The sequence below is a fragment of the Pseudomonas sp. Irchel 3E13 genome (genome assembly GCF_900187455.1).
GTDB lineage: Bacteria > Pseudomonadota > Gammaproteobacteria > Pseudomonadales > Pseudomonadaceae > Aquipseudomonas.
Genome location: NZ_FYDX01000006.1, coordinates 322,668 through 348,018, shown reverse-complemented (window position 1 = coordinate 348,018; position 25,351 = coordinate 322,668). Strand labels below are relative to the sequence as shown.

At 63.1% G+C, this 25,351-nt stretch carries 25 protein-coding genes; 19 read left to right on the top strand and 6 right to left on the bottom strand.

Annotation, left to right across the window (positions count from 1 at the left end; genetic code table 11):
- Window positions 1-37: 37 nt before the first annotated feature.
- The 15 genes from CKW37_RS12650 (at window position 38) to CKW37_RS12580 (ending at window position 15,904) form a co-directional block, all read left to right on the top strand.
- Window positions 38-892 carry an SPFH domain-containing protein gene (locus CKW37_RS12650; protein WP_095156017.1) on the top strand — a complete coding sequence of 285 codons (855 nt, stop codon included), beginning with the start codon at window positions 38-40 and terminating at the stop codon, window positions 890-892.
- A 158-nt stretch (window positions 893-1,050) separates the two neighbouring features.
- A complete protein-coding gene (locus tag CKW37_RS12645; RefSeq protein WP_095156016.1) occupies window positions 1,051-1,431 on the top strand; it encodes a DUF2946 domain-containing protein in 381 nt (126 codons plus the stop codon).
- 49 nt (window positions 1,432-1,480) lie between these two features.
- Window positions 1,481-1,960 carry a copper chaperone PCu(A)C gene (locus tag CKW37_RS12640; RefSeq protein ID WP_095156015.1) on the top strand — a complete coding sequence of 160 codons (480 nt, stop codon included), beginning with the start codon at window positions 1,481-1,483 and terminating at the stop codon, window positions 1,958-1,960.
- 19 nt (window positions 1,961-1,979) lie between these two features.
- A complete protein-coding gene (locus tag CKW37_RS12635; protein WP_095156014.1) occupies window positions 1,980-2,414 on the top strand; it encodes a DUF2946 domain-containing protein in 435 nt (144 codons plus the stop codon).
- 79 nt (window positions 2,415-2,493) lie between these two features.
- Window positions 2,494-4,572: a TonB-dependent copper receptor gene (locus CKW37_RS12630; protein ID WP_095156013.1), complete on the top strand. Its 2,079-nt coding sequence runs from the start codon at window positions 2,494-2,496 to the stop codon at window positions 4,570-4,572.
- 49 nt (window positions 4,573-4,621) lie between these two features.
- Window positions 4,622-5,989, top strand: coding sequence for a PepSY domain-containing protein (locus CKW37_RS12625; protein WP_095156012.1), 1,368 nt, complete (start codon window positions 4,622-4,624; stop codon window positions 5,987-5,989).
- Between the two features lie 93 nt (window positions 5,990-6,082).
- Window positions 6,083-7,114: a hypothetical protein gene (locus CKW37_RS12620; protein ID WP_095156011.1), complete on the top strand. Its 1,032-nt coding sequence runs from the start codon at window positions 6,083-6,085 to the stop codon at window positions 7,112-7,114.
- Window positions 7,093-7,854: a hypothetical protein gene (locus tag CKW37_RS12615; RefSeq protein WP_095156010.1), complete on the top strand. Its 762-nt coding sequence runs from the start codon at window positions 7,093-7,095 to the stop codon at window positions 7,852-7,854. Before CKW37_RS12620 ends, CKW37_RS12615 begins: the two co-directional genes overlap by 22 nt.
- Window positions 7,855-8,008: 154 nt before the next feature.
- Complete coding sequence (gene cycA / locus CKW37_RS12610; protein ID WP_095156009.1) at window positions 8,009-9,415, top strand: D-serine/D-alanine/glycine transporter; 1,407 nt, start codon at window positions 8,009-8,011, stop codon at window positions 9,413-9,415.
- 299 nt (window positions 9,416-9,714) lie between these two features.
- Complete coding sequence (urtA, locus tag CKW37_RS12605) at window positions 9,715-10,980, top strand: urea ABC transporter substrate-binding protein (RefSeq protein ID WP_095156008.1); 1,266 nt, start codon at window positions 9,715-9,717, stop codon at window positions 10,978-10,980.
- Window positions 10,981-11,107: 127 nt separating this feature from the next.
- A complete protein-coding gene (gene urtB, locus CKW37_RS12600; RefSeq protein ID WP_095156007.1) occupies window positions 11,108-12,607 on the top strand; it encodes an urea ABC transporter permease subunit UrtB in 1,500 nt (499 codons plus the stop codon).
- Complete coding sequence (urtC, locus tag CKW37_RS12595) at window positions 12,607-13,686, top strand: urea ABC transporter permease subunit UrtC (protein ID WP_095156006.1); 1,080 nt, start codon at window positions 12,607-12,609, stop codon at window positions 13,684-13,686. The genes urtB and urtC overlap by 1 nt, the downstream gene beginning before the upstream one ends.
- A complete protein-coding gene (urtD, locus tag CKW37_RS12590; RefSeq protein WP_095156005.1) occupies window positions 13,683-14,534 on the top strand; it encodes an urea ABC transporter ATP-binding protein UrtD in 852 nt (283 codons plus the stop codon). Before urtC ends, urtD begins: the two co-directional genes overlap by 4 nt.
- Window positions 14,535-14,651: 117 nt before the next feature.
- On the top strand, window positions 14,652-15,350 hold the full coding sequence (gene urtE / locus CKW37_RS12585) for an urea ABC transporter ATP-binding subunit UrtE (RefSeq protein WP_095156004.1): 699 nt from the start codon (window positions 14,652-14,654) through the stop codon (window positions 15,348-15,350).
- A 32-nt stretch (window positions 15,351-15,382) separates the two neighbouring features.
- Entirely contained in the window at window positions 15,383-15,904 is a 522-nt protein-coding gene (locus CKW37_RS12580; RefSeq protein WP_095156003.1) for a GNAT family N-acetyltransferase, read from the top strand.
- Between the two features lie 54 nt (window positions 15,905-15,958).
- On the opposite strand, the gene CKW37_RS12575 is transcribed toward CKW37_RS12580, so the two are convergent.
- Together CKW37_RS12575 and cbpA are read right to left on the bottom strand one after the other, a co-directional pair.
- Window positions 15,959-16,261, bottom strand: a complete 303-nt coding sequence (locus CKW37_RS12575) for a chaperone modulator CbpM (protein ID WP_095156002.1) — start codon at window positions 16,259-16,261, stop codon at window positions 15,959-15,961.
- 2 nt (window positions 16,262-16,263) lie between these two features.
- Window positions 16,264-17,229: a curved DNA-binding protein gene (gene cbpA / locus CKW37_RS12570; protein ID WP_095156001.1), complete on the bottom strand. Its 966-nt coding sequence runs from the start codon at window positions 17,227-17,229 to the stop codon at window positions 16,264-16,266.
- Between the two features lie 163 nt (window positions 17,230-17,392).
- On the opposite strand from cbpA, the gene CKW37_RS12565 reads away from it, so the two are divergent.
- The gene (locus tag CKW37_RS12565) at window positions 17,393-18,658 is read left to right on the top strand and encodes an Hsp70 family protein (protein WP_095156000.1); all 1,266 of its coding nucleotides are present in this window, start codon (window positions 17,393-17,395) and stop codon (window positions 18,656-18,658) included.
- Between the two features lie 69 nt (window positions 18,659-18,727).
- Here CKW37_RS12565 and CKW37_RS12560 read toward each other — a convergent pair whose 3' ends face one another.
- The 3 genes from CKW37_RS12560 to CKW37_RS12550 all read right to left on the bottom strand — a co-directional run bounded on the left by CKW37_RS12560 (window position 18,728) and on the right by CKW37_RS12550 (window position 21,111).
- The gene (locus CKW37_RS12560; protein WP_095155999.1) at window positions 18,728-19,735 is read right to left on the bottom strand and encodes an AI-2E family transporter; all 1,008 of its coding nucleotides are present in this window, start codon (window positions 19,733-19,735) and stop codon (window positions 18,728-18,730) included.
- Window positions 19,736-19,859: 124 nt separating this feature from the next.
- Entirely contained in the window at window positions 19,860-20,141 is a 282-nt protein-coding gene (locus CKW37_RS12555) for a PsiF family protein (protein ID WP_095155998.1), read from the bottom strand.
- A gap of 79 nt (window positions 20,142-20,220) precedes the next feature.
- Window positions 20,221-21,111, bottom strand: a complete 891-nt coding sequence (locus CKW37_RS12550) for a triacylglycerol lipase (RefSeq protein WP_095155997.1) — start codon at window positions 21,109-21,111, stop codon at window positions 20,221-20,223.
- Window positions 21,112-21,244: 133 nt separating this feature from the next.
- On the opposite strand from CKW37_RS12550, the gene osmE reads away from it, so the two are divergent.
- Both osmE and CKW37_RS12540 read left to right on the top strand, forming a co-directional pair.
- Window positions 21,245-21,583, top strand: a complete 339-nt coding sequence (gene osmE, locus CKW37_RS12545) for an osmotically-inducible lipoprotein OsmE (protein ID WP_095155996.1) — start codon at window positions 21,245-21,247, stop codon at window positions 21,581-21,583.
- Window positions 21,584-21,675: 92 nt separating this feature from the next.
- Window positions 21,676-22,206, top strand: coding sequence for a bacterioferritin (locus tag CKW37_RS12540; protein WP_095155995.1), 531 nt, complete (start codon window positions 21,676-21,678; stop codon window positions 22,204-22,206).
- Window positions 22,207-22,330: 124 nt separating this feature from the next.
- On the opposite strand, the gene CKW37_RS12535 is transcribed toward CKW37_RS12540, so the two are convergent.
- On the bottom strand, window positions 22,331-24,400 hold the full coding sequence (locus tag CKW37_RS12535) for an AsmA family protein (RefSeq protein WP_095155994.1): 2,070 nt from the start codon (window positions 24,398-24,400) through the stop codon (window positions 22,331-22,333).
- 343 nt (window positions 24,401-24,743) lie between these two features.
- Between CKW37_RS12535 and CKW37_RS12530 the strand changes: the two genes are divergently transcribed.
- Window positions 24,744-25,220, top strand: a complete 477-nt coding sequence (locus CKW37_RS12530; RefSeq protein WP_095155993.1) for a phage infection protein — start codon at window positions 24,744-24,746, stop codon at window positions 25,218-25,220.
- The last annotated feature ends 131 nt before the right edge of the window (window positions 25,221-25,351 follow it).

The window sequence follows — 25,351 nt, the reverse complement described above, 5'->3', positions numbered from 1 at the left end:
AAGCGTTTCAAGACACCATCAAAGGAAGAGAAATGTCATGACCAGTCTGATCATTACCGCCACCATCGCCCTGTTCGTCCTCATCACGGTGTTCAAGGGCGTACGCATCGTGCCGCAGGGCGAGGAATGGATCGTCGAGCGCCTGGGGCGCTACCACAACACCCTCAAGCCGGGCCTGAACATCCTCATCCCGTACATGGACGTGGTGGCCTACCGCCTGCCGACCAAGGACATCATCCTCGACGTGCAGCAGCAGGAAATCATCACCAAGGACAACGCGGTGATCGTCGCCAACGCCCTGTGCTTCGCCAAGGTGGTGGACCCGCAGAAAGCCGCCTACGGCGTGGTGAACTACGCCTACGCGGTTACCAGCCTGACCATGACCTCGCTGCGCGCCATCGTCGGCGCCATGGAACTGGACGAAGCGCTGTCCAGCCGCGAGCAGATCAAGGCGCGCCTGCGCGACGCGATGTCGGAGCAGACCGAAGACTGGGGCATCACCGTGCGTTCGGTGGAAATCCAGGACATCAAGCCCTCGCCGAGCATGCAGTCGGCCATGGAACGCCAGGCCGCGGCCGAGCGTGAGCGTAAAGCCGACGTGACCCGCGCCGAAGGCGCCAAGCAGGCGGCGATCCTCGAAGCCCAGGCGCGTCAGGAATCGGCCAAGCTCGATGCCGCCGCCCAGGTCAACCTGGCCGAGGCTTCGGCCCAGGCCATCACCCTGGTCAAGAACGCCGTGGGCAATGACGTGACCCCGGCCATGTACCTGCTGGGCGAACGCTACATCAGCGCCATGGAAAGCCTCGCGGCCAGCAACAACGCCAAGCTGGTGGTGTTGCCGGCGGACCTGCAAGAGGCGGTCAGGGGCATGCTGGGTCGGGCGAAGGCCTGACCTGCTGTGCAGGCCATCGCGACGGTTCGGCGCGATGGTCTGCGCAGTTGCTCCCACACCTTGCGAATCGACTGCGACACTTCATCACACCCCCATTTTTTACATCCCCGGGAGTTTCAGGCTAAATAGCCATCATTCGAATCCCACCGGATCAACCCATGCCCGCACACCGGCCCGCCCTTGCCTGGATCGCCTGCTTCGCAGTGCTGTTCAATCTGCTGGCGATGCCGTTGTCCGCCAACGCCGCCAGGGCGCCCGCCGAGCAACTGCTGTGGGGCGCCTTCTGTTCCACCGGCGGCACCAAGCTGATCGCCGTTTCCCTCGGCCAAGCCGACCCGCAAAACGACGATCACGCCGTGATGCAGCATTGCTGGTGCTGCTCCGGTGCCGCGCCGTTGCTGGCGCTGCCGGGCCAGGCGCCGCAACTGGTCCTGCCGACATACGCCTTCGCCACCCCGCTGGCCATCGCCCAGCCCACCCAGCCCACGCCCCGTGAACTGTGGCCCTCGCTCAATCCCCGCGCCTCTCCCGCCGTTTGATTCACTACGCTGATACCTGCGAACAATCTGAATCGACCGGAGATTTTTCATGCTCAAGAACGTCCTGATGCTGGCTGCCCTGCTGCTGCCCGCCAGCTTCGCCAGTGCCCACGAATACACCAAGGGTGACCTGCATATCGCCCACCCGTGGTCGCTGCAACTGCCACCGAACGCACCCAACGTGGCGGCCTATTTCATCATCGACAACAAGGGCAAGGAGGACGACCGCCTGCTCAGCGTCGACACCCCAATCAGCGACCGTTCCGAGTTGCACGAACACGTGATGACCGGCGACGTGATGCGCATGCAGCAAGTCGCCAACGTCGCCGTGCCGGCGGGCGGCAAAGTGGTGTTCAGCCCGAGCGCCTACCACGTGATGATCATGCAGCCCAAGGACCGCAGCCTGCTCGTCGACGGCAAGCGCTTCCCGCTGACCCTGCACTTCGAAAAGGCCGGCGATATCACCGTGGACGTCGCGGTGCAGAAGCAGCCGCCTGAAGGCAGCGACGAGCACCAGCACCAGCACTGATCCCTGAGCGCCGCTCGCCATGAGCCTCGCCCGCACCGGACGCCACCGGCCCCCGCGCCCTGACCACAGGACACTGCGCGCGGGCTGGCTGAGCCTGTTCGCCATGCTGATGATCTTCATCGGACCGCTGGTTTCCCAGTCGATGCCGATGGATCACAGCACCTCCATGTCGATGAACATGGACATGGGCGCAGGCACGGACGACGCGGCGGGCCATCACGGCGAGGCGCACCATGGTGGCGGCGATTCGTCGCTGCACGTCATGTGGGAGAAGTGCGGCTATTGCAGCCTGTTCTTCCATTGCCCGGCACTGCCGCAGCAACTGAGCCTGCTCAACAGCGAGGCCGTCCCGGCCAGCCACCGTCTTGTCGTTCTACCCCGCCAGGGCCATCCGCGCCCGGCGTTCTTCCCCGGCGCCCGCAGCCGCGCGCCACCTTCCCGCAACGTCGTCTGAACATTCCGAAACAGCGCTCGTCACCGGCCTATCGCCGCGTGCGTGCGCACCTTCATGACTGATCGATGTTGGAAGACCTATGTCCAGCTCCACCCCTGTCTATCGTTTGTCCCTGCGCGGGACCATTGCGCTGCTGTGCGGCAGCCTCTTCGTTCCCGCGGCCCTGGCCGCGGAAACCGGCCACGAAGGCCATGACCACGGCCAGCCGGAACTCAGCCCCACGGTCATCACCGCCGTGGCGCCCAGTTCGCCGCTGACCGTGGTCACCAACCCCAAGGACCCGCGCCAGCCCGTCCCGGCCAGCGACGGTGCCGACTACCTGAAGACCATCCCCGGTTTCTCGGCGATCCGCTCCGGCGGCACCAACGGTGACCCGGTGCTGCGCGGCATGTTCGGCTCGCGGCTGAACATCCTCACCAACGGCGGCCTGATGCTCGGCGCCTGCCCGAACCGGATGGACGCGCCGACCTCCTACATTTCCCCGGAAACCTACGACCGCCTCACCGTGATCAAGGGCCCGCAAAGCGTGCAGTGGGGCCCGGGCGCGTCCGCCGGAACCATCCTCTTCGACCGCGAGCCGGAGAAATTCGGCGAGCTGGGCACCCGGGTCAACGCCAGCCTACTGGCCGGCTCCAATGGCCGTTTCGACAAGGTGCTGGATGCCGCCGCCGGTGGCAGCCAGGGCTACGTGCGCTTCGTCGGCAACCAGTCGCGCTCCGACGACTATGAAGACGGCCATGGCGACACCGTGCCGTCGAAATGGGACAAGTGGAACGGCGACGTCGCCGTTGGCTGGACCCCGGACAGCGACACCCTGCTGGAGCTGACCGCTGGCCGCGGCGACGGTGAAGCACGCTACGCCGGGCGTGGCATGGACGGTTCGCAGTTCAAGCGCGAAAGCCTCGGCCTGCGTTTCGAGAAGTCCAATATCGGCGAGGTCTTCGACAAGCTCGAAGCGCAGGTCTACTACAACTACGCCGACCATGTGATGGACAACTACAGCCTGCGCACCACCTCCGGCACCGGGATGATGGCCGGCCCCATGGCCAGCAACGTCGACCGCCGCACCATGGGCGCGCGCATCAAGGGCACCTGGCGCTGGGAAGACGTCAGTCTGGTCGCCGGCATCGACGCCCAGACCAACGAACACCGCAAGCGCGGTGGCATGGGCATCGACGTGCACAAGCAGCAGCCGTGGACCAAGGACGCGGATTTCCATAACTACGGCGCGTTCGGCGAGCTGACCTGGGAGCTGGACAGCCAGGATCGCCTGGTCAGCGGCGCCCGCCTGGACCGCGCCTCGGCCAGGGATTTCCGCAAGACCGTCACGTCCGGAATGATGACCGTGCCCAACCGCACCGCCGGCAACACCCGCGCCGACACCCTGCCCAGCGGCTTCCTGCGCTACGAGCACGATCTGGTCGACGCGCCGGCCACCGCCTACGTCGGGATCGGCCATGTGCAGCGTTTCCCCGATTACTGGGAGCTGTTCTCGCCCACGTTCGGCCCGGCCGGCTCGGTCAATGCCTTCGATGCGATCAAGCCAGAGAAGACCACGCAACTGGACTTCGGCATCCAGTACAAGACCGAAGACCTGGAAGCCTGGGCCTCGGGCTATATCGGCCAGGTCCGCGACTTCATCCTCTACGACTACACCGCTGGCACCAGCGTCTCCCGCGCCGGCAACGTCGACGCGCGGATCATGGGCGGCGAACTGGGTGTCGCCTATCAACTGACCAGCAACTGGAAAGCCGATGCGACCCTGGCCTACGCCTGGGGCAAGAACAGCAGCGACGGCTCGGCCCTGCCGCAGATGCCGCCGCTGGAAAGCCGCCTCGGCCTGACCTACAGCGAATCCGACTGGAGTGCCGGCGCCCTGTGGCGACTGGTCTCGGCGCAGAATCGCATCTCGGAAAACTACGGCAACATCGTCGGCAAGGACTTCGAGAAAACCGGCGGTTTCGGCGTGTTCTCGCTCAACGGCGCCTATCGTGTGAGCAAGAACCTCAAGCTCAGCGCCGGCGTCGACAACCTGTTCGACAAAGCCTACGCCGAGCACCTGAACCTGGCGGGCAACGCCGGCTTCGGCTACTCGGGCTTTGAACCGGTCAGCGAGCCGGGGCGTACGCTCTGGACCAAGGTCGACCTGAGTTTCTGATCTAACCCGGGCGCGGCCAGTCGCCGCGCCCACCACCTGGGAGCGCTCCATGAGCAAACCTTCGTTTTCCTTCTACAACCTGGCCTGGCGCTGGCATTTCTATGCCGGGTTGTTCGTGGCGCCGTTCATGATCCTGCTGGCCATCACCGGGATCATCTACCTGTTCAAGCCACAGCTCGATCCGCTGATGTACCGCTCGCTGATGGTGGTCGAGGCCGGTCACCACCGGCATGGCGCCGACCACCTGCTGCACACCGTGAAGGCCGCTTATCCACAGGGCCAGGTCAGCCAGTACCTGCCGGCGCCGGCCGCCGACCGCAGCGCACAGTTCGTGGTCAAGAACGGCGAGCAGGAACTCAACGTATTCGTCGATCCGTACACCGGCACGCTGCTCGGCGCGCAGGATGCCAAGAGCAACCTGCAAGCCGTGGCTCGCGCGCTGCACGGCGAACTGATGATCGGCACCACGGGCGACCGCCTGGTGGAACTGGCCGCGGGCTGGGGCATCGTCCTGGTGGTGTCCGGCCTGTATCTGTGGTGGCCGCGGGGCGGGCGAATGGCCGGCGTGTTGTGGCCGCGCCTGAGCGCCCGCGGGCGTCTGCTCTGGCGTGACCTGCACGCGGTCAGCGGATTCTGGGGTTCGCTGGTCCTGCTGCTGATGCTGCTCAGCGGCATGACCTGGACCGGCTTCTGGGGCAAGCAATACGCCGACCTGTGGAACCGCTTTCCGGCAGCGATGTGGAACGAGGTGCCGACCTCCGACCAGGAAGCCCGCACCCTCAACACCGCCGCCCGCCAGACCGTGCCCTGGGCGGTGGAAAACACGCCGATGCCGCAGTCGTCCGGTGCCCATGCCGAGCACCAGGGGCACATGGCGATGGACAACGCCCCGGCTGCGCCGCAGGTCAGCCTGCAACAGGTCGAGGAGCTGGCCAACCAACGCGGCGTCGAACCCGGCTACAGCATCACCCCGCCTACCACGGCCAGCGGCGTGTTCACCATCGCCGTATTCGCCGACGACCCGCGCAACGACGCCACCCTGCATGTCGACCAATACACCGGCAAGGTTCTGGTGGACGTGCGCTGGAAAGACTACAGCCCGGTGGCCCGGGCCACGGAACTGGGGGTCATGCTGCATGAAGGCAAGATGTTCGGCTGGTTCAACCAGATGCTGATCCTGCTGATCTGCCTGATGGTATTGCTGGGCTCGGTCAGCGGCCTGGTGATGTGGTGGAAACGCCGCCCCGAAGGCGGCCTCGGCGTACCGCCGCTGCGTCACGACCTGCCACGCTGGAAGACCGCCACTGTGGTCATGCTGGTGCTGGGCGTAGCGTTTCCGCTGGTGGGGGTGTCGATGCTGGTGGTGTGGGGGTTGGACAAAGTGTTCGGGAGGCGGTTGTTGACGGCGCGGGTTTGAGATCCCGACCGCTGAAAACCTTGTAAACCTGTTTTTTGATCTGTTAACCATCTTGGATTACATTGCAAAAACGGGTTTACAAGGTCATTCAATATGCCAGCTCTTCGTGACGACATCAGACTCTACGTTGGCTCCTTGCTGAATGCGGAAGTCCAGTTGAAAACCGCTTCAGTAGCCAAGCTTCCCTTTCACATCAGGGATACCTACACGCTGGCTGACCTGACCTTATGGCTAGGCAGCAAATCGGGCCCCTCGCTATCGATGCTTCTGCTGCTGTCCCGCGAAGATGCATACCCTGGCGCAGTGACGCTGCGCAAACACATCCAGCAGGTCCAGAAAGCCACCGACAAGGTGGTCGTCTACGCCTGTAAATCGCTCTCGTCCGCTGACCGACGAAGCCTGATTACTCACCACCTCAACTTCATCCAGCCCGGCTCACAGATGTTCATCCCGGAACTGGCAATGGATCTGCGCGAGCACGTTCGCAAACGCAGAAACGAGCAAGAGGTGTCCACCCTGCTTCCGGCGACTCAAGCGATGCTGCTGGGCCGTCTGTATGAGGGATGGGACAGTGACAGCCTCTACACCTCCAGCGCAATCATGGGCAATTTCGAGTACAGCCGAGTCACGCTTTCCAAAGTGATCGATCAACTACTGGCACTGAACATCATTGAGGCCGCTCAACGCCGCGGAGTAACCAACGTCTACTCGTTCACCGCCGACCCGGCCACGGTGTTCAAAAGTACCCGCCAATGGATGCGCTCGCCGGTAAAACGAACAATCCCGATCGACAGACCGCTTCATATCAGCGACGGCTTGTTTCTGGCGGGTGAAACGGCACTGGCCAGCTACACGCTACTGGCCGGGCCGGCACAGCCGGTGTACGGCATGATCCGAAACACCTTCGATTTGATGCTGAAAGAGAAGGCATTCAAGGTAGCCGACTCGGTGGACGACGTCAGAGCATGGGTGGAAATCTGGTCCTACCGAAGCCTCACGATAGAAAACGAGATCGCGGACCAGGCCTCCTTGTTACTCAGCCTGGAGGACAGTCCGGATGAGCGTGTGCAAATAGCGCTGGATGCAATCAGGGAAGAGGTCGCATGGCTGGGATCAGAGGGTTAGACATTTTCGGACAGCATTTCAGGGCCTGGCGCGACCAATACGTCTTGATTGGCGGTGTTGCTTCCTGGCTGACGATGGATGAAGCCGGTCTGCCATTCCGGGCGACCAAGGACCTGGACATCGTTCTGGTCATCGAGGCACTGAACGCAGAATTCGTTGGCCACTTCTGGGACTTCATCAAGGCCGGTGATTACCAGATACGTCAGATCGGTGGCGAACGCCCCGTCTTTTATCGGTTTCAAAATCCCGGTAACGACGCCTACCCGGTACAACTGGAATTGTTTTCCCGCGCACCTGAAGGCCTGGAACACCCACAGAACGCCACGCTGACACCGATACCGACAGACGAATCGGTATCAAGCCTGTCCGCGATCCTTCTTGAAGAGCCCTACTACGCATTCCTCCTGGAGGGTCGGCAACACAATGAGGAGGTGACTTTCATTGGCGCTGACAGGCTTATCCCGCTCAAGGCACATGCCTGGCTCATCCTCTCGGCACGAAGGCAAGACGGTGTACAGATCGACAGCAAGACCATCCGCAAACACCGCAACGATGTACTGCTGTTAAGCGGTCAATTGACGGATGAGCCCATCGAATTGCCAGCCCGGATCAAGAACGATATGAGGGCATTTCTTCATCGATTGGCGGAAGAAGCACCTGACCTCAAGGCGATCGGTCTAAAAGGGGCAATCGGGGATCATATCGAGCGCCTGTCGTCTAGTTTCGGGCTCAAGCCATAAGAAAACCGAGGCGTCCGCAAGACGCCAGCTTCATCTTCGCTCAAGCGCATGCCCCTAAAGTCGAGTCACTTTGCCGCGTCTAGGTTGCGGGTTTGCGTGTTAGCCTACCCGCCGCTTCACGCACAAGAAGACTGCAATTTATGGAATGCATGCAATGAATCAAGACCTCACAAAGGACTCGCAGGAACACCACCTGCAACGCAACCTCACCAACCGCCACATCCAGTTGATCGCCATCGGCGGTGCCATCGGCACCGGTCTGTTCATGGGTTCGGGCAAGACCATCAGCCTCGCCGGCCCGTCGATCATTTTCGTCTACATGATCATCGGCTTCATGCTGTTCTTCGTCATGCGGGCGATGGGCGAGCTACTGCTGTCGAACCTCAACTACAAATCCTTCATCGATTTCTCCGCCGACCTGCTCGGCCCCTGGGCCGGCTACTTCACGGGCTGGACCTACTGGTTCTGCTGGATCATCACCGGCATCGCCGATGTGATCGCGATCGCCGCGTACTCACAGTTCTGGTTCCCCGACCTGCCGCAATGGATACCGGCGCTGGCCTGTGTCGGCGTGCTGCTGTCGCTGAACCTGATCACCGTGAAGCTGTTCGGCGAGATCGAGTTCTGGTTCGCGATGATCAAGATCGTCGCCATCCTCGGCCTGATCGGCACCGGCCTGTACATGGTGTTCAGCGGCTTCCAGTCGCCCACCGGGAACACCGCCAGCTTCGCCCACCTGTGGAATGACGAGGGCATGTTCCCCCACGGACTGATGGGCTTCTTCGCCGGGTTCCAGATCGCCGTGTTCGCCTTTGTCGGCATCGAGCTGGTCGGCACCACCGCCGCCGAAGCCAAGGACCCGGAGCGCACCCTGCCACGGGCGATCAACTCCATCCCGCTGCGGATCATCATGTTCTACGTTTTCGCCCTGATCGCCATCATGGCGGTGACCCCATGGCGTGACGTGGTGCCGGGCAAGAGCCCGTTCGTGGAACTGTTCATCCTCGCGGGCCTGCCGGCCGCCGCGGCGGTGATCAACTTCGTGGTGCTGACGTCCGCCGCCTCGTCGGCCAACAGCGGCGTGTTTTCCACCAGCCGCATGCTGTTCGGCCTGGCCCAGGAAGGCGACGCGCCCAAGGCGTTCGAAAAGCTCTCCAGCCGTGACGTGCCGGCAAACGGCCTGTATTTCTCCTGCACCTGCCTGCTGCTCGGCGCCGCGCTGATGTACGTGATCCCGGACCTGGTGGAGGCCTTTACCCTGGTCACCACCGTCTCGGCGATCCTGTTCATGTTCGTCTGGTCGCTGATCCTGCTGTCGTACCTGAAGTACCGCACGCACCGCGCCGCGCTGCATGCGGCGTCGAAGTACAAGATGCCTGGCGGTCGCTTCATGTGCTGGGCGTGCCTGGTGTTCTTCGCCGCGATCCTGGTGCTGTTGAGCTTCGAGAGCGACACCCGCCAGGCGCTGATCGTCACGCCGTTGTGGTTCGTGTTGCTGACCGTGACCTACCAGTTCGTGCGCAACAGGCGCCATCCGCGCACTGCCGTGCGAGGCAACTGATAACGTTATCGAAGGGGCCAGCCGGCCCCTTTTTTTCGCCTCATTGCTGTGCATCGAATTGATGCGTGGCACCAGTCTGGCTCCTGTCCCTGGGACCGCGCTGCGGTCCTTCGCGAGCAAGCTCGCTCCTACAGGGCACCCCCCAACCCACGGTCTAGCGCCTTCCCTGTAGGAGCGAACTTGCTCGCGATGCCCCCAAAACCCCACCGTCTCCGTCTTGTACACAAGACGGCACACCACTTGCAAAAGCCCTTTCCGCGAGTCGCCAACACCCAAGAACTCAACGGAGAGAGAGCACCATGAAGCGTCGTAGTCTGATCAAGGCCTTTACCCTCAGTGCATCCATTGCCGCGATGGGCATGAGCTGGACCCTGCAGGCCGCCGAGACCATCAAGGTCGGCATCCTGCATTCGCTGTCGGGCACCATGGCGATCTCCGAAACCTCGCTCAAGGACATGGCCCTCATGACCATCGAGCAGATCAACGCCAAGGGCGGCGTCAACGGCAAGATGCTGGAAGCGGTGGTGGTGGACCCGGCGTCGAACTGGCCGCTGTTCGCCGAGAAGAGCCGGCAATTGCTGACCCAGGACAAAGTGGCCGTGGTGTTCGGCTGCTGGACCTCGGTGTCGCGCAAGTCGGTGCTGCCAGTGTTCGAAGAACTCAACGGGCTGCTGTTCTACCCGGTGCAGTACGAAGGTGAAGAGATGTCGCCGAACGTGTTCTACACCGGCGCGGCGCCGAACCAGCAGGCCATTCCGGCGGTGGAATACCTGATGAGCGAAGAAGGCGGCGCGGCCAAGCGCTACTTCCTGCTCGGCACCGACTACGTCTACCCGCGCACCACCAACAAGATCCTGCGCGCCTTCCTGCATTCCAAAGGCGTGGCCGACAAGGACATCGAAGAGGTCTACACCCCGTTCGGTCACGCCGATTACCAGACCATCGTCGCGAACATCAAGAAGTTCTCCGCCGGCGGCAAGACCGCGGTCATCTCCACGGTCAACGGCGACTCCAACGTGCCCTTCTACAAAGAGCTGGCCAACCAGGGCCTGAAAGCCACAGACGTTCCGGTGGTGGCGTTCTCGGTGGGCGAGGAAGAACTGCGCGGCATCGACACCAAGCCGCTGGTCGGCCATCTGGCGGCGTGGAACTACTTCGAGTCGGTGGAGAACCCGGTCAACACCCAGTTCGTGTCCGACTGGAAAGCCTACGCCAAGGCCAAGAACCTGCCGGGCGCGGACAAGGCGGTGACCAACGACCCGATGGAAGCCACCTACGTCGGCATCCACATGTGGGCGCAGGCAGCCGAGAAGGCCAAGTCCACCGATGTCGACAAAGTCCGCGCAGCCCTGGCCGACCAGAGCTTCAAGGCGCCGTCCGGCTTCACCCTGACCATGGACAAGACCAACCACCACCTGCACAAGCCGGTGATGATCGGCGAAATCCAGGACGACGGTCAGTTCAACGTGGTCTGGCAGACCGAGCAGCCGCTGCGGGCGCAGCCGTGGAGCCCGTTCATTCCGGGTAACGACAAGCGGCCGGATTATGCGGTGAAGGGCAACTGATACAGCCCCCATCGCGAGCAAGCTCGCTCCTACACTCGCCACGCCTTATCCGTAGGAGCGAGCTTGCTCGCGAAGGGCCGCAGAGCGGCCCCAAAAACCTCAAATCCTCCAAAGGGACCCCCGCGCCATGCCCAAGGCCCTCTACCGTCTCATGCTTTGCCTGTGCCTGTTGCTGCCCTTCGCCGCTCACGCCAACGAAGCCGAATACTTCGCCACCGCCAAGCCCAACGACCAGGCCCGCCTGCTCCAGGACTGGGCGGCGCAACCCGATGCGGACCGGCTGCCATTGCTGACCTCGCTGCAACAAGGTCGCCTCGGCCCCGATGACGACCGCAAACTACGTCTGAACAACCGCCTGCGCGGGCTGGTGGACAACGCCCTCGCCGCGCATCAGTTGCTCAGCGACGATGCCGCGTTGCGCCTGCAGGCCGCGCAGCAACTGCAAAAAAGCGCGCAACCGGCGCAGGTCGCGTTCCTCGACCGCCAATTCGCCCAGGAAAAAGACAACGCGGTGCACGCCGCGCTTGGCCTGGCCCTGGCCAATCTGCAACTGGCCGCCAGCGAACCTGCCGTGCGTCTCGCCGCCGTGCGCCTGCTCGGCGAAACCGGCGATCCGATGGCCCGCACCCGCCTCGAAGCGCTGCTCGACCCGGCGGTAGAAAGCGATGCCGGCGTGCGCACCGCCGCCGAAACCAGCCTGGCCCAGGTCAAGCGCAAGCTGCTGATCGGCGAGTTGCTCGGCCAGGCCTTCAGCGGGCTGTCGCTGGGGTCGATCCTGCTGCTGGCGGCACTCGGCCTGGCGATCACCTTCGGTCTGCTCGGGGTGATCAACATGGCCCACGGCGAGATGCTGATGCTCGGCGCCTACACCACCTATGTGGTGCAGGTGATAGTCCAGCGTTATGCGCCCGGCGCCATCGAGTTCTACCCGCTGCTGGCGCTGCCGCTGGCGTTCTTCGTCAGCGCCGGGGTCGGGATGCTGCTGGAGCGCACGGTCATCCGCCATCTCTATGGCCGCCCGCTGGAAACCCTGCTCGCAACCTGGGGCATCAGCCTGATCCTGATCCAGGCCATCCGCCTGATCTTCGGCGCGCAGAACGTCGAAGTGGCCAACCCGGCCTGGTTGTCCGGCGGTATGCAGGTGCTGCCGAACCTGGTGCTGCCGTACAGCCGCATCGTCATCATCGGCTTCGCCCTGTTCGTGGTGCTGCTGACCTGGCTGCTGCTCAACCGCACCCGCCTGGGCCTGAACGTGCGCGCCGTCACCCAGAACCGCAACATGGCCGCCTGCTGCGGCGTGCCCACCGGTCGCGTCGACATGCTCGCCTTCGGCCTCGGCTCGGGCATCGCCGGCCTCGGCGGCGTCGCCCTGAGCCAGATCGGCAACGTCGGGCCTGACCTCGGCCAGAGCTACATCATCGACTCGTTCCTGGTGGTGGTGCTCGGCGGTGTCGGGCAACTGGCCGGCAGCCTCTGGGCCGCCTTCGGCCTGGGCATCGCCAACAAATTGCTGGAGCCGCAGATCGGGGCGGTGCTCGGCAAGATCCTCATCCTTGCGCTGATCATTCTGTTCATCCAGAAACGCCCGCAAGGCCTGTTCGCCCTCAAGGGACGGGTAATCGACTGATGAACCAGCCTCTGCTTGTCACTGCCGCGCAAAAAGCCGGGCCACGGTTGTCCCTGGCCGTCGGCGCCATCGTCCTGCTGATCCTGCTTGCACTGCCGCTGTTGTCGCTGCTGCCCGAGGGCCACGCCCTGCAAGTCTCGGCCTACACCCTGACGCTGGTGGGCAAGATTCTCTGCTACGCCATCGTCGCGCTGGCGCTGGACCTGGTCTGGGGCTACGCCGGGCTGCTGTCGCTCGGCCACGGGTTGTTCTTCGCCCTCGGCGGCTACGCCATGGGCATGTACCTGATGCGCGAAGCTGCGGGCGACGGCCTGCCGGCGTTCATGAGTTTCCTGTCGTGGACCGAACTGCCCTGGTACTGGGCCGGCACCCAGCACTTCGCCTGGGCCATGTGCCTGGTGGTGCTGGCGCCGGGGTTGCTGGCGCTGGTGTTCGGCTACTTCGCCTTCCGCTCGCGGATCAAGGGCGTGTACTTCTCGATCATGACCCAGGCCCTGACCTTCGCCGGCATGCTGCTGTTATTCCGCAATGAAACCGGCTTCGGCGGCAACAACGGCTTCACCAACTTCCGCACCCTGCTGGGCTTCGACGTCACCGCCCAAGGCACCCGCGCGGTGCTGTTCCTGCTCACCGTGGCCCTGCTGGTGGGCAGCCTGTACCTCGGCTGGCGACTGGCGCGGAGCAAGTTCGGCCGGGTACTGACCGCGCTGCGTGACGCCGAGAACCGCCTGATGTTCTGCGGCTACGACCCGCGCGGGTTCAAGCTTTTCGTCTGGGTGCTGAGCGCCGTGCTCTGTGGCCTGGCCGGCGCGCTGTATGTGCCGCAGGTGGGCATCATCAACCCCAGCGAGATGTCGCCGACCAACTCCATCGAAGCTGCCGTGTGGGTCGCCCTCGGCGGTCGCGGCACGCTGATCGGGCCGCTGCTCGGCGCGGGCCTGGTCAACGGTATGAAGAGCTGGTTCACCGTGGCGTTCCCGGAGTTCTGGCTGTTCTTCCTCGGCGCGCTGTTCATCCTCGTCACCCTGTACCTGCCCAAGGGCGTGGTCGGCCTGCTGAAGAAAAGGGGCGAACAATGAAGTTTCCGTCGATCCACCCTGAATTCATGCTCGAACCCATCCTCGACCCGGGCAGCGGCCGCGACGCCATCGGCCTCGGCCAGGCGCGCACCCCGGGCCTGGACGTGCGCCACGGCACGGTGCTGACTCTTGAAGACATCAACGTCAGTTTCGACGGCTTCAAGGCCCTGACCGCGCTGAACCTGTACATCGGCGTCGGCGAGCTGCGCTGCATCATCGGCCCCAACGGCGCCGGCAAGACCACCATGATGGACGTCATCACCGGCAAGACCCGCCCCACCAGCGGCAAGGCGTGGTTCGGCGAGACCCTCGACCTGACCCGCATGAGCGAGGTGGAAATCGCCCAGTCCGGGATTGGCCGCAAGTTCCAGAAACCGACGGTGTTCGAAGCGCTGACCGTGTACGAAAACCTGGAACTGGCGCAGAAGACCGACAAATCGGTCTGGGCCTGCCTCGGTGCGCGCTTGAGCGGCGAGCAGCAGGACCGCATCCACGAAGTACTGACCACCATCCGCCTGGAAAGCTCGCGCCAGCGGCCCGCGGGGTTGTTGTCCCACGGCCAGAAGCAATTCCTCGAAATCGGCATGTTGCTGATGCAGGACCCGCAACTGCTGCTGCTCGACGAACCGGTGGCGGGCATGACCGACGCCGAGACCGAGTTCACCGCCGAGCTGTTCAAGCGCCTCGCCGGCAAGCATTCGCTGATGGTGGTGGAGCACGACATGGGCTTCGTCGGCAGCATCGCCGACCACGTCACCGTGCTGCACCAGGGCAGCGTGCTCGCGGAGGGTTCGCTGGAGCAGGTGCAGGCGGATGATCGGGTGATTGAGGTTTATCTGGGTCGTTAGCTCAACGCGATCACGCTCTTCTGTAGGAGCTGGCTTGCCTGCGATCGGGCGCGAAGCGGCCGATCGCAGGTAAACCAGCTCCTACAAGGATTGGTGCCAATCTGTAAGGACAACCACATGCTGAAAATCGATTCCCTGCACCAGTACTACGGCGGCAGCCACATCCTGCGCGGCCTGTCTTTCGAGGCTAAAGTCGGCGAAGTCACCTGCCTGCTGGGCCGCAACGGCGTGGGCAAGACCACGCTGCTGCGTTGCCTGATGGGCCTGATCCCGTCCCGCGAGGGCAGCGTGTCCTGGGAAGGCCACGCCATCACCCAGCTCAAGCCGCATCAGCGGGTCCACGCCGGTATCGCCTATGTACCGCAAGGCCGCGAGATCTTCCCGCGCCTGACCGTCGAGGAAAACCTGCTGATGGGCCTGTCACGCTTCAGCGCCAAGGAAGCCAAGAGCGTCCCGGAGTTCATCTACGAGCTGTTCCCGGTGCTGCTGCAGATGAAACACCGCCGTGGCGGCGACCTGTCCGGCGGCCAGCAGCAACAACTGGCCATCGGCCGCGCTTTGGCCAGCCGGCCGCGCCTGCTGATCCTCGACGAACCCACCGAAGGCATCCAGCCCTCGGTGATCAAGGAAATCGGCGTGGTAATCAGCAAACTGGCGGCCCGCGGCGATATGGCGATCCTGCTGGTGGAACAGTTCTACGACTTCGCCGCGGAACTGGCCGACCAGTACCTGGTGATGTCCCGTGGCGAAATCGTCCAGCAAGGACGCGGCGAAAACATGGAGGCCGAGGGTGTACGCGGGCTGGTAACCATTTAATCTGACCGCCTGCTCAATCCCGGAACCTTGCCATGACAGACCTGATCCGCGATGCCGTGCCCGATGACTTGCCGGGCATTCGCGACATCTACAACGACGCCGTGCTCAACACCACGGCGATCTGGAACGAACAACCGGTGGACCTGGCCAACCGCCAGGCCTGGTTCGATGCGCGCCAGACACAGCAATACCCGATTCTGGTGGCGGTGAATGCTGCGGGCGAGGTGGTGGGTTATGCCTCGTTCGGCGACTGGCGGCCATTCGAAGGCTTTCGCCATACCGTCGAGCACTCGGTGTACATCCGCGCCGACCAGCGCGGCAACGGCCTGGGGCCGAAGCTGATGCTGGCCCTGATCGAACGGGCGCGAGGCTGTGGAAAACATGTGATGGTGGCCGCGATCGAAAGCGGCAATGCCGCGTCGATCCGCCTGCATGAGCGGCTGGGTTTCACCCTGAACGGGCAGATGCCGCAGGTGGGGGTGAAATTCGGCAAGTGGCTGGATTTGACGTTTATGCAGTTGGTGTTGAATCCGGGGGCATTGCCGCCGGGGTGATGGTGTTATTCAGGGCCTCATCGCTACGGTTCGGCCCTGAATAACACAGAGCAATCACTGCACAAACCGCCCCAACCGCTGCCGCAGCATGTCGTTCTCGCTGCGCAGTTGCCGCACTTCCTCCAGCAACTCCAGCGCCAGCGCCACGCCTTCCCACTCCAGTTCCAGCTCCTGGTGCAGGCGCGCCGCGCGCTTGGCCAGCACCGGCGCCTGGGCGTCGAACAGCCAGTCCTCCGGTGTTCGCCCCAATGGTTCAACAATGCCGTGTTCGACGATTTCGATCACGCAGTCCACCGGCAACTCGGCTTCCTGACAAAACGTGCGCATATCCAGCTGAACGATCAGGGTGCTGCTCATGGTCACTTACTCCATTGAGTTCGCGGGTTGAACCCGGCCTTCTCCGACAGTTTGCTCCACAATTCACGCGTCGCCGCATCCGACTGTGGCGGCATCACCACCTTCAGTTGCGCGTACAGGTCGCCACGTTCGCCCTGCTTGTTCGACAGACCCATGCCCTTGATGCGCAGGCGCTGACCGCTCTGGCTGTCGGGACGAATGGTCAGGTTGACCTTGCCGGTAAGGGTCGGCATTTCCACCTTGGTGCCCAACGCGGCTTCCCACGGCGCCAGCGGCACAGTGATGATCAGGTCATGACCTTCGACATCGAACAGCGGATGCGGTGCGAAGCGGATGATCAGGTACAGATCGCCGTTCGCCCCACCGCCAACACCCGGTGCGCCCTGGCCCTTGAGGCGGATGCGCTCGCCGTCGGTCACCCCGGCGGGGATCTTGACGTTGAGGGTCTTGGTGGTATCGCCTGTGCGCTGGCCCTGGGCGTTGTGCTGCGGAATCTGGAAGCTGATCTTCTTCGATTCGTTGGCCAGGGTTTCCTCGAGGAACACTGCCAGTTCCATTTCCACGTCCTGCCCTCGCCGACCGGTACTGCGCTGTTGCTGGCCACGGCCAAACGGATTGCCGTTACCGCGCCCGGCCGACCCGAAGATCGAGCTGAAGAAGTCCGAGAAATCGCCACCGTTGCCGAAGCCACCCGCGTCGCCACCACCACGGCTCTCCCAGCCGGGAGGCCCCTGGAAGGGCCGGCCATGCTGGCCGTACTTGCGAATTTCGTCGTACTCAGCGCGCTTTTCAGGGCTGCTCAGCACTTCGTAGGCCTCGTTGGCCTCCTTGAATTTGTCTTCGGCGCCACGCTCTTTGCTGACGTCCGGGTGATACTTGCGCGCCAGCTTGCGGTAGGCGGTCTTGATCGCCTTTTCGTCCGCCGTGGGCTCTACGCCGAGTATCTTGTAATAGTCTTTGAAATCCATCTAAGGAATCACCATCGGTTATCAAATTCACTGCGTGTGAAGATTGGGGTCAAGCATAGCCTTTCAAGGCCGGGCCAGGTTTGTCACGGAGCAGATAATCGGTCTTGATTCTGTCAGCGGCTGGCATACACTGCGCGGCCGTTTTTACTCCGGAACCGCTTCCATGAATCACGCATCCCCGGCCCGTGCCTGTGGTATCGACTTCGGCACGTCAAACTCCACCGTCGGCTGGCACCGCCCCGGCGAGGAGACCTTGATCGTCCTCGAAGACGGCAAGATCACCCTGCCTTCGGTGGTGTTCTTCAATATCGAGGAGCGCCGTCCGGTGTATGGCCGCCTGGCGCTGAGCGAATACCTGGAAGGCTACGAAGGCCGCCTGATGCGCTCGCTCAAGAGCCTGCTGGGCTCCAAGCTGATCAAGCACGACACCAGCGTCCTGGGTACCGCCCTGCCGTTCAAGGACCTGCTCGGCATGTTCATCGGCGAATTGAAGAAGCGCGCCGAGGCCGACGCCGGCCGGGCATTCGATGAAGTGGTGCTGGGTCGTCCGGTGCATTTCGTCGATGACGACCAGGCCGCCGACCAGGAAGCCGAAGACACCCTGGCCGATGTCGCGAAAAAAATCGGCTTCAAGGACGTCTCCTTCCAGTTCGAGCCCATCGCTGCGGCCTACGACTACGAGTCGGGCATCGACCGTGAAGAGCTGGTACTGATTGTCGACATCGGCGGTGGTACCTCGGACTTCTCGCTGATCCGCCTCGCGCCTGAACGGCACATGCTCGATGACCGCCAGGACGACATCCTCGCCACCGGCGGCGTGCACATCGGCGGAACCGACTTCGACAAGCAACTGAGCCTGCAGGGTGTCATGCCGCTGTTCGGCTACGGCAGCCGGATGAAAAGCCAGGCGCTGATGCCCACCAGCCATCACATGAGCCTCGCCACCTGGCACACCATCAACTCGGTGTACTCGCAGAAATCCCAGTTGGCGCTGGGCAGCATGCGCTACGACATCGAAGACACCCTCGGCATCGACCGCCTGTTCAAGCTGATCGACCAACGCGCCGGGCACTGGCTGGCGATGGAAGTGGAAGCGACCAAGATCGAGCTGACCCACGCGGAAAACCGCCTGGTGGACCTCGGCCGGATCGAGAAGGGTCTTGAAGTGGACCTGAGCCGGGCGCTGTTCGAGGCGGCGATCGACAACCTGCTGGAGCGCGTGCGCGGCAGCGTCGATGAGCTGCTGCTCAAGGCCGGCGTTGGTGTGGACCAGGTGGATACGGTGTTCTTCACCGGTGGTTCGAGCGGCATCCCGGCGTTGCGCCAGAGTGTTGCGGCGATGTTGCCGAATGCTCGGCATGTCGAAGGCAACATCTTCGGCAGCATCGGCAGCGGGCTGGCGATCGAGGCGCGCAAGCGCTACGGCTGACCGGCGCCCCGACAAGCTCGCACCTACCCTGTAGGAGCGAGCTTGCTCGCGAAGGGCACACTTACAGGCTCAAACCAGCTCCGCCCGCCTCAATTCACTCTTCAAGTACGCGTAATAAATCGGCCCCGCCACCACACCAGGCAGCCCGAACGCGGCTTCGAACACCAGCATCGCCAACAACAATTCCCACGACTTGGCACTGATCTGTCCGCCAACGATCCGCGCGTTGAGGAAATACTCGACCTTGTGGATAACGATCAGGTAGCCCAGCGCCGCCATCGCCACCCAGATCGACAGCGACAAGCCGACGATGGTGATCAGGGTGTTGGACATCAGGTTGCCGATCACCGGTAACAGGCCCAGCAGGAAGGTCAACACGATCAGCGTCTTGGTCAGCGGCAGGTGCACGCCGAACAGCGGCAGCACCACGGCGAGGAAGATCCCGGTGAACGCGGTGTTGAGCAGGGAAATCTTGATCTGCGCGAAAACGATGTTGCGAAACGCCTGGACCAGCAGCGACAGGCGCTCGAACAGCGCCGCAGCCAGCGGCTTGCGCCGTGAGATGTCGGGGATCCGCTGCAACGCGACGATGGCGCCGAGGATCATGCCGATCAGCAGCGTGACGAACATGTGCGCCGCGCCCTTGCCCACCAGTTGCAACTCGCCCAGGTGAGTCTTCAGCCATTCACCAATGGCCACCTTGAACTCGGCAGCGCTGGCCGGCAGGTAGGCGTCGACGAACGGCGGCAACTGCCCGCGCGCCTGGTCCACCAGCAGCATGAACTTGTCCAGCGAGGCGCCGGGGTTTTCCGCTTCGTGCAGCAGGAAGCTGATGGCACCGGCAAAAACCAGTGTCAGCGTGCTGACCACCAGGGTGCCAAGCAGGGCTACCGCCAGCCAGCGCGCTCGGGGCCCGGCGATCACATGCTGCAGTTTCGGCGTGAGCATGTTAACCAGCTCGAACACCAGCAAACCGGCCAGCAGGCTCGGCAGCAACTTGAGCGGCAAGACCAGCAACAAGCCGGTGAATATGATGATCCAACTCGCCAGCACAATCTGACGCTGGGTAAAAGTCATACAACCTCAGACAGCCACGACGACAAAGCCGGCAGTCTGCCAGCCTTCTGCGGGCAGGCATAGGGGCGCGGGGCACAGGACGACGCGCCATTGCTCCAGGGCAATGGCGCATCCGGGGAAATGGCTATTTTTTCTTCAGGCAGTCGCTCATGAACGCCTTGCGTTCATCGCCCTTGAGCGCCTTGGTGCCGGCGTCGGCGTTGCAGGTCTTCATCTTGTCCTGCTGGGTGGCGGGCTTGGCTTTCAGGCAGGTGCTCATGAACGCCTTGCGCTCGTCGCCCTTGAGTGTCTTGGCGGTGGCGTCGGCGTTGCAGGTTTTCATCTTTTCCTGCTGCGCGGTGGCGGCGAAGCCTTGTGAAGCCATCAGCACTCCCAGCAACAGCAATGGCAAACGCATCATCTTCATGGCAAATCTCCTGGTCGCCGCGTCGGACGTGCAGCGGTCACAGGAGTTTAGACAAGATTTCTTACATCCCCGGTTCAGATCAACAGCCAGCGGCCTTGAGCCGCGCGGCGTGTTCGGTGAACAGCTTCACCGGCTGCGCGCCCTTGCCCACCGCGCCCAGCGACTGGTTGACGATGTCCAGGTGGTCCAGCGGGTAGTCATCGCCAATCACCTGGCCCAGGTGCGAGCTGTAGCGCCCGACCATGCCGTCACAGTGCCCCGCCTCGCGCACGAAACTGCGGGCGAACAGGCGACAGAAGCGGTTGCTGCCATCGAGGCGGTTGAGGCCGCGGTCGGTGATGCCCGGCTTGAGCACCCCGGACCAGGAGTAATAACGCACACCGTTGACCTCAGCCGCCCCTTCGCCGCCCCAGATTTCCGGCAGGCCCTGTGGATAACGTTGGTTGAACAGCGCCACGCCGGCACACGTCAGTGACTGGTGCGAAGCATGCACGTCAATCGGTAGCGCCGGGCCCTTCCAGCCGGTTTCCAGCCAGCCCATCAGGCGCCCGAGGCCGTGGAGGATGGCCTTGAGCACACGTCCGCGGGGCGAATCGCCGGGGTATTGGCGCTCAAGATAGTCTGCCAGTTCCGAGCCATGGTTCGGCCCGGCGATGGACGTCACCGAGGCGACCCATTCCGGGCGTTTCGCCGCGGCGTAGCGGGCGGTCAGTGCGCCCTGGCTGTGGCCGAGCAGGTTGACCTTGTCGGCGCCGGTGCGCTGGAGGATGTCCTCGATGATGCGCAGCAACTGCTCGCCGCGCACTTCGGTGCTGTTCAGCGGCGACACCTGCACCGGATAGACCTGCGCCCCGCCCCGGCGCAGGGCCGCGACGATGCCGAACCAGTACGGATAGAGCAGCAGGCGAACGAAACCGAGCATGCCCGGCACCAGAACCAGCGGGTAACGGGTGGCAAGTGCTTGCGACATGGCGATCCCCGATCCATGGACATTTCGCCCACCCTACAGGCGAAATCATGGCAACCGCAATCGAACTCCCGTCGTCGCCCGCGGTTCCAAACTGATACCGGGCCATGACGGCCCATTTCGAGGGAGTACGACCATGTACAAACACGCCCTGGCAGCACTTCTGGTCAGCGCCACCCTGGTCGGCTGCGGCAGCCGCCCGGAAAACCCTGTGGATTACGTCACCTACCGCGAAGAACCGCTGGTCAAGCAAGTCGAGAACGGCATGACCATGCAGCGGGTCATCGCCATCGGCGGCAGCCCGTCCACCGTGATCGACCTGCCCCACGGCGGCACCTGCAACAACTACATCCTCAACCGCGACGGTCATCAGCAAGCCTATTACGTGCGCTTCGATGCCACCGGGCATGTCGACGCCAAAGGCTTCAAGACCTGCGAACAGCGCGAGAAAGACGAGCAGGCTGTGAAGAGCTGATAAAACTTTCCGCCCGCCTCAGCACTCGTACCTGATGTAGCGACCGCGCCAGCAGAGCGCGGCGCATCCGCTTTTCCAGCCTGGAGAACACCATGAGCACCGTAGAACTGACTGATGTAAACACCCTCCGCCAGCGCGCCCGCCAGCACGTCGAGCAAGGCGCGGTGACCGAAGGCTACAGCGCCGACCGCCAGACCATCCTGCGTCTGCTCAATGAATCGCTGGCCACCGAATGGGTCTGCGCCCTGCGCTACAAGCGCCACTACTACATGGCCAGCGGTATCAAGGCCAGCGTCGCCGCGGAAGAGTTTCTCGAACATGCGACCCAGGAACTGGAGCACGCCGACCGCCTGGCCGAGCGCATCGTGCAACTGGGCGGCGAGCCGGACCTGAACCCGGACAACCTGAGCAAGAACTCCCACGCGCAGTACGTCGCCGGACGCGACCTGAAGGAAATGGTGCTGGAAGACCTGGTCGCCGAGCGGATCGCCATCGACAGCTACCGCGAGATCATCCAGTTCATCGGCGAAAGCGACCCGACCACCCGGCGCATCTTCGAAGACATCCTGGCTCAGGAAGAAGAGCACGCGGATGATATGGCGGATCTGTTGAAGGGCCTGTAGCCCGCCCCATTCGTCCATTGTCCCTTGTAGGAGCGAGCTTGCTCGCGATGGGGTCCGACCACAGGACCGCAATCGCGAGCAAGCTCGCTCCTACAGGTTAAAAAAGGGGCTGCAACAATCAGGATTACTTCACCGTCTTCGGCGCTTTCCCCGCCTTCATCTGTTCCAGCAACGGCGTACAACGATTCGGCTCCTCCCCGCTGCTCGGCGCGATCAACGCCAGCAATCCCGCCGCCGGCCCCGCGGCAATGCCCAGCGCCACCATCCCCGCCCCACGCAGCGCCAGCGGTACAGCCTGGACGCCCGCCGATGGCTTGGCGAACGAACCCCGCACATACAACGGCGAACGCAGGGAGAACAGCCGCAGCCCCTTGGACTCAGGGTTGATCTTCAGGTCCAGTTGCTCGGTCGCGAAGTTGGCCGTGCCTTCCACATAGATCACCGCATTTTCCGTATCGAACACGAACAGCCGGGTGGTCGCCAGGCCATTCTTGATGCCGACATCGGTGGCCGCGCAGTTGATCTTCACTTCTTTGTCGCCGAACAGCTTGCCGACCACGTAGTTGCCGACGTTGAGCCCGGCAATCTCCATCAGGCTGCGGCTGACCGCGCCATCGTTGATCAGCAACTTCAAATCGCCGTTGGAGGTGCCCAGCAAGGCCGCCACCGAGTTGCCACGGCCGCTGATATCGGCGTCGCCATTGAGCGCGCCAAAACTGGTTTTCATTGGCTCGAAGGTGGGGAAAAGCTGTTTCAGCTTCAGGTCCCGCGCGGTCAGCCGTGCTCGGCCCTGCATCGGCGCGCTGCGACCGTCGAGGCGCACCTGCATGTCCAGCTTGCCGCCGGCCACGCCGAACGACAGCGGCTCCAGGCTCAACACACCATCGTCCAGCAGCAGATGACTGTTGAGGTCGGTGAAGGGCAGTTCCTCGGTCTGCACGATGCGCTTGCCGCTGAAACTGACGTCGGCGTCCATCGCGCGCCAGCGCTCGGTACGGAACTCCTCCACCGGCAGCACCTTGTCGCCCGGCTGCTTCGCCGCGCCGCCGCGGGCTTTCTGCTGGGCGTTGGAGTCAGCGCCGATCAGCGGCGCGAGGTCCTTGAACAGCAACTGGTTGGAGACCAGCTTGCCGCTCAACTTGGGCCGCGGCTGACTGGAAACGAAGGCGAGGTCGCCATGAATGTCGCTGTCGCCGATGCGACCGTTGAAGCCCTCATAGCGGAACAGCGCGCCGCCGGGCTCATGCAACTTGGCGATGAGGTGACCGTCGGTCTGGTAAGGCGGGGTGTCGGGGAGGGTGACGCCGGTGAGCGGATAGAGGTTGGCCAGGCTGGCGCCGGACAGCCGCAGGCGCAGGTCGAGGGCGCCGAGGTTGCGCGGGTCGGTCAGGGTGCCGGCGATGATCGCGCGGGTCTTGGCGATACGGACATCCGCCTGCACCGGGAACGGCTGGCTGGCGTCCTGCAGCGCCAACAGCCCGCCGATCTTGCCGTCGCCGGAGAGCGCCTGGTCCTTGTAGGTGCCTTTGACCTTCAGCCCGAAGGCATAGTCCTGCGGTTTCGCGCCCTGTTTCTCGGCTTTTTCCGCCGTCGCCTTGCCGACGATATCGCTGAACGGCACCGGTTTTCCAAGCGGGTCGATCTGGACGTCGAGGCGGGTTTTCAGGGTCTGGTCATCGAAGGCCACCTGCCCCTTGTCGAAACCGATGGCACCGATATCCATCACCCATTTGGACGGCCCGGCCTGCTCATCCTTGGGCCCGAAATCGAAAGTCCAGTTGGCCCGGCCGTCGGCCAGGCGTTTGAGGCTGGCGGTCGGCAACTTGAGGTCGATGCGCGGAATGACGATGCGCTGCGCCAGCAACGGCAGCGGCGAAAGGCGGAAATCCACCTGCTGCAGGCCGACCATCTGCGGCTCTTTCAGCCAGTCCGGGTTGCCCAGGGTCAGGTCTTCGGCAGTGAAATGCGGCCACGGCACCCACGCCCGCCAACCACCCTCCTCGGCTTCGCGACGCCAGTGCACGGCAAGGTTGCCGTTGATGGCGAAGGGCCGATGCAGGGCTTCGGAAACCTTTTCATTGAGAAAAGGCTTGGCCCGGTTCCAATCGAAGGTGGCGATGAAGATCACCAGAAGCACCAGTACCAGCAGCAGGCTGGCGAGGGTCCAGGTGATGATTTTGGCGGGGCGCGTCATTGCACGGTTCTCCAGTGACAGCAAAGGCAGACAGCGTGCGTGTGACACGCACGTGTACTTGGGACTGACGAAACGCCTAGGGGTTTTACTCGAAATGGCGGATCGACCGGATTTTTCCTGACCTTGCTGCCAGATTTCGCCCACATCAATCAGGCGAAATTCATCGGGCGAGGTACCCAATCCCTACTAAAGCACTCAGGAAAGGCCCGCGCTAGAGCCCTCGCCGGAAAGTATCAATCCTGTTGATTGTTACCATTACCTTTATGAACTTTTCTATCGGATTTCCAAGAGTAGCATTGGCTTCGTACCCACTTAGTCGCCCTCCCCCAGGAGAACCGAAATCATGAAACGCCAATTACTGCTCAGCCTTTCCCTGTCCATTCTGGCCGCCAACGCCTTCGCCGTGCCTGCCGCAGACCAGCACCTGTCCGCTGAAGCGCGCTCCGGCTCGGTCATCCTGTCGCAACCGCTGGACCCGCTGGCAGAAGGCGGTTCTGACCGTTTGATCGAACGCCGCGAAAACCGTGTAGCCGAAGGCGGTTCTGATCGTCTGATCGAACGCCGCGAAAACCGTGTAGCCGAAGGCGGTTCTGATCGTCTGATCGAACGCCGCGAAAATCGTGTAGCCGAAGGCGGTTCTGATCGTCTGATCGAACGCCGCGAAAATCGTGTAGCCGAAGGCGGTTCTGATCGTCTGATTGAACGCCGTGAAAACCGTGTAGCCGAAGGCGGTTCCGATCGTCTGATCGAACAACGTGCCAACCGCGTCGCCGAAGGTGGCTCGGATCGTCTGATCGAGCGCAACAACCGGGTGAGCTGATGCCTATGCGCCGGAACAATAGATACCCGCGCACAGACTCCTCGCCTCCAGGCCCGGTCAAATTGACCGGGCTTTGTTTTTCCGGCCCCGGCTATTAGAGTGCAGGCCTGTTTCACACTGAACCGTATTCG

Coding starts and splice junctions, on each gene's coding strand:
- CKW37_RS12620 (WP_095156011.1), top strand. CDS start 6,083: ATGCCAGCTCTTCGTGACGACATCAGACTCTACGTTGGCTCCTTGCTG.
- CKW37_RS12615 (WP_095156010.1), top strand. CDS start 7,093: ATGGCTGGGATCAGAGGGTTAGACATTTTCGGACAGCATTTCAGGGCC.
- cycA (WP_095156009.1), top strand. CDS start 8,009: ATGAATCAAGACCTCACAAAGGACTCGCAGGAACACCACCTGCAACGC.
- CKW37_RS12530 (WP_095155993.1), top strand. CDS start 24,744: ATGAAACGCCAATTACTGCTCAGCCTTTCCCTGTCCATTCTGGCCGCC.
- CKW37_RS12560 (WP_095155999.1), bottom strand. CDS start 19,735: ATGACTTTTACCCAGCGTCAGATTGTGCTGGCGAGTTGGATCATCATA.
- CKW37_RS12645 (WP_095156016.1), top strand. CDS start 1,051: ATGCCCGCACACCGGCCCGCCCTTGCCTGGATCGCCTGCTTCGCAGTG.
- CKW37_RS12575 (WP_095156002.1), bottom strand. CDS start 16,261: ATGAGCAGCACCCTGATCGTTCAGCTGGATATGCGCACGTTTTGTCAG.
- CKW37_RS12565 (WP_095156000.1), top strand. CDS start 17,393: ATGAATCACGCATCCCCGGCCCGTGCCTGTGGTATCGACTTCGGCACG.
- urtB (WP_095156007.1), top strand. CDS start 11,108: ATGCCCAAGGCCCTCTACCGTCTCATGCTTTGCCTGTGCCTGTTGCTG.
- CKW37_RS12625 (WP_095156012.1), top strand. CDS start 4,622: ATGAGCAAACCTTCGTTTTCCTTCTACAACCTGGCCTGGCGCTGGCAT.
- urtE (WP_095156004.1), top strand. CDS start 14,652: ATGCTGAAAATCGATTCCCTGCACCAGTACTACGGCGGCAGCCACATC.
- CKW37_RS12650 (WP_095156017.1), top strand. CDS start 38: ATGACCAGTCTGATCATTACCGCCACCATCGCCCTGTTCGTCCTCATC.
- CKW37_RS12555 (WP_095155998.1), bottom strand. CDS start 20,141: ATGAAGATGATGCGTTTGCCATTGCTGTTGCTGGGAGTGCTGATGGCT.
- CKW37_RS12630 (WP_095156013.1), top strand. CDS start 2,494: ATGTCCAGCTCCACCCCTGTCTATCGTTTGTCCCTGCGCGGGACCATT.
- CKW37_RS12550 (WP_095155997.1), bottom strand. CDS start 21,111: ATGTCGCAAGCACTTGCCACCCGTTACCCGCTGGTTCTGGTGCCGGGC.
- CKW37_RS12640 (WP_095156015.1), top strand. CDS start 1,481: ATGCTCAAGAACGTCCTGATGCTGGCTGCCCTGCTGCTGCCCGCCAGC.
- urtA (WP_095156008.1), top strand. CDS start 9,715: ATGAAGCGTCGTAGTCTGATCAAGGCCTTTACCCTCAGTGCATCCATT.
- urtD (WP_095156005.1), top strand. CDS start 13,683: ATGAAGTTTCCGTCGATCCACCCTGAATTCATGCTCGAACCCATCCTC.
- CKW37_RS12535 (WP_095155994.1), bottom strand. CDS start 24,400: ATGACGCGCCCCGCCAAAATCATCACCTGGACCCTCGCCAGCCTGCTG.
- CKW37_RS12540 (WP_095155995.1), top strand. CDS start 21,676: ATGAGCACCGTAGAACTGACTGATGTAAACACCCTCCGCCAGCGCGCC.
- osmE (WP_095155996.1), top strand. CDS start 21,245: ATGTACAAACACGCCCTGGCAGCACTTCTGGTCAGCGCCACCCTGGTC.
- CKW37_RS12635 (WP_095156014.1), top strand. CDS start 1,980: ATGAGCCTCGCCCGCACCGGACGCCACCGGCCCCCGCGCCCTGACCAC.
- cbpA (WP_095156001.1), bottom strand. CDS start 17,229: ATGGATTTCAAAGACTATTACAAGATACTCGGCGTAGAGCCCACGGCG.
- CKW37_RS12580 (WP_095156003.1), top strand. CDS start 15,383: ATGACAGACCTGATCCGCGATGCCGTGCCCGATGACTTGCCGGGCATT.
- urtC (WP_095156006.1), top strand. CDS start 12,607: ATGAACCAGCCTCTGCTTGTCACTGCCGCGCAAAAAGCCGGGCCACGG.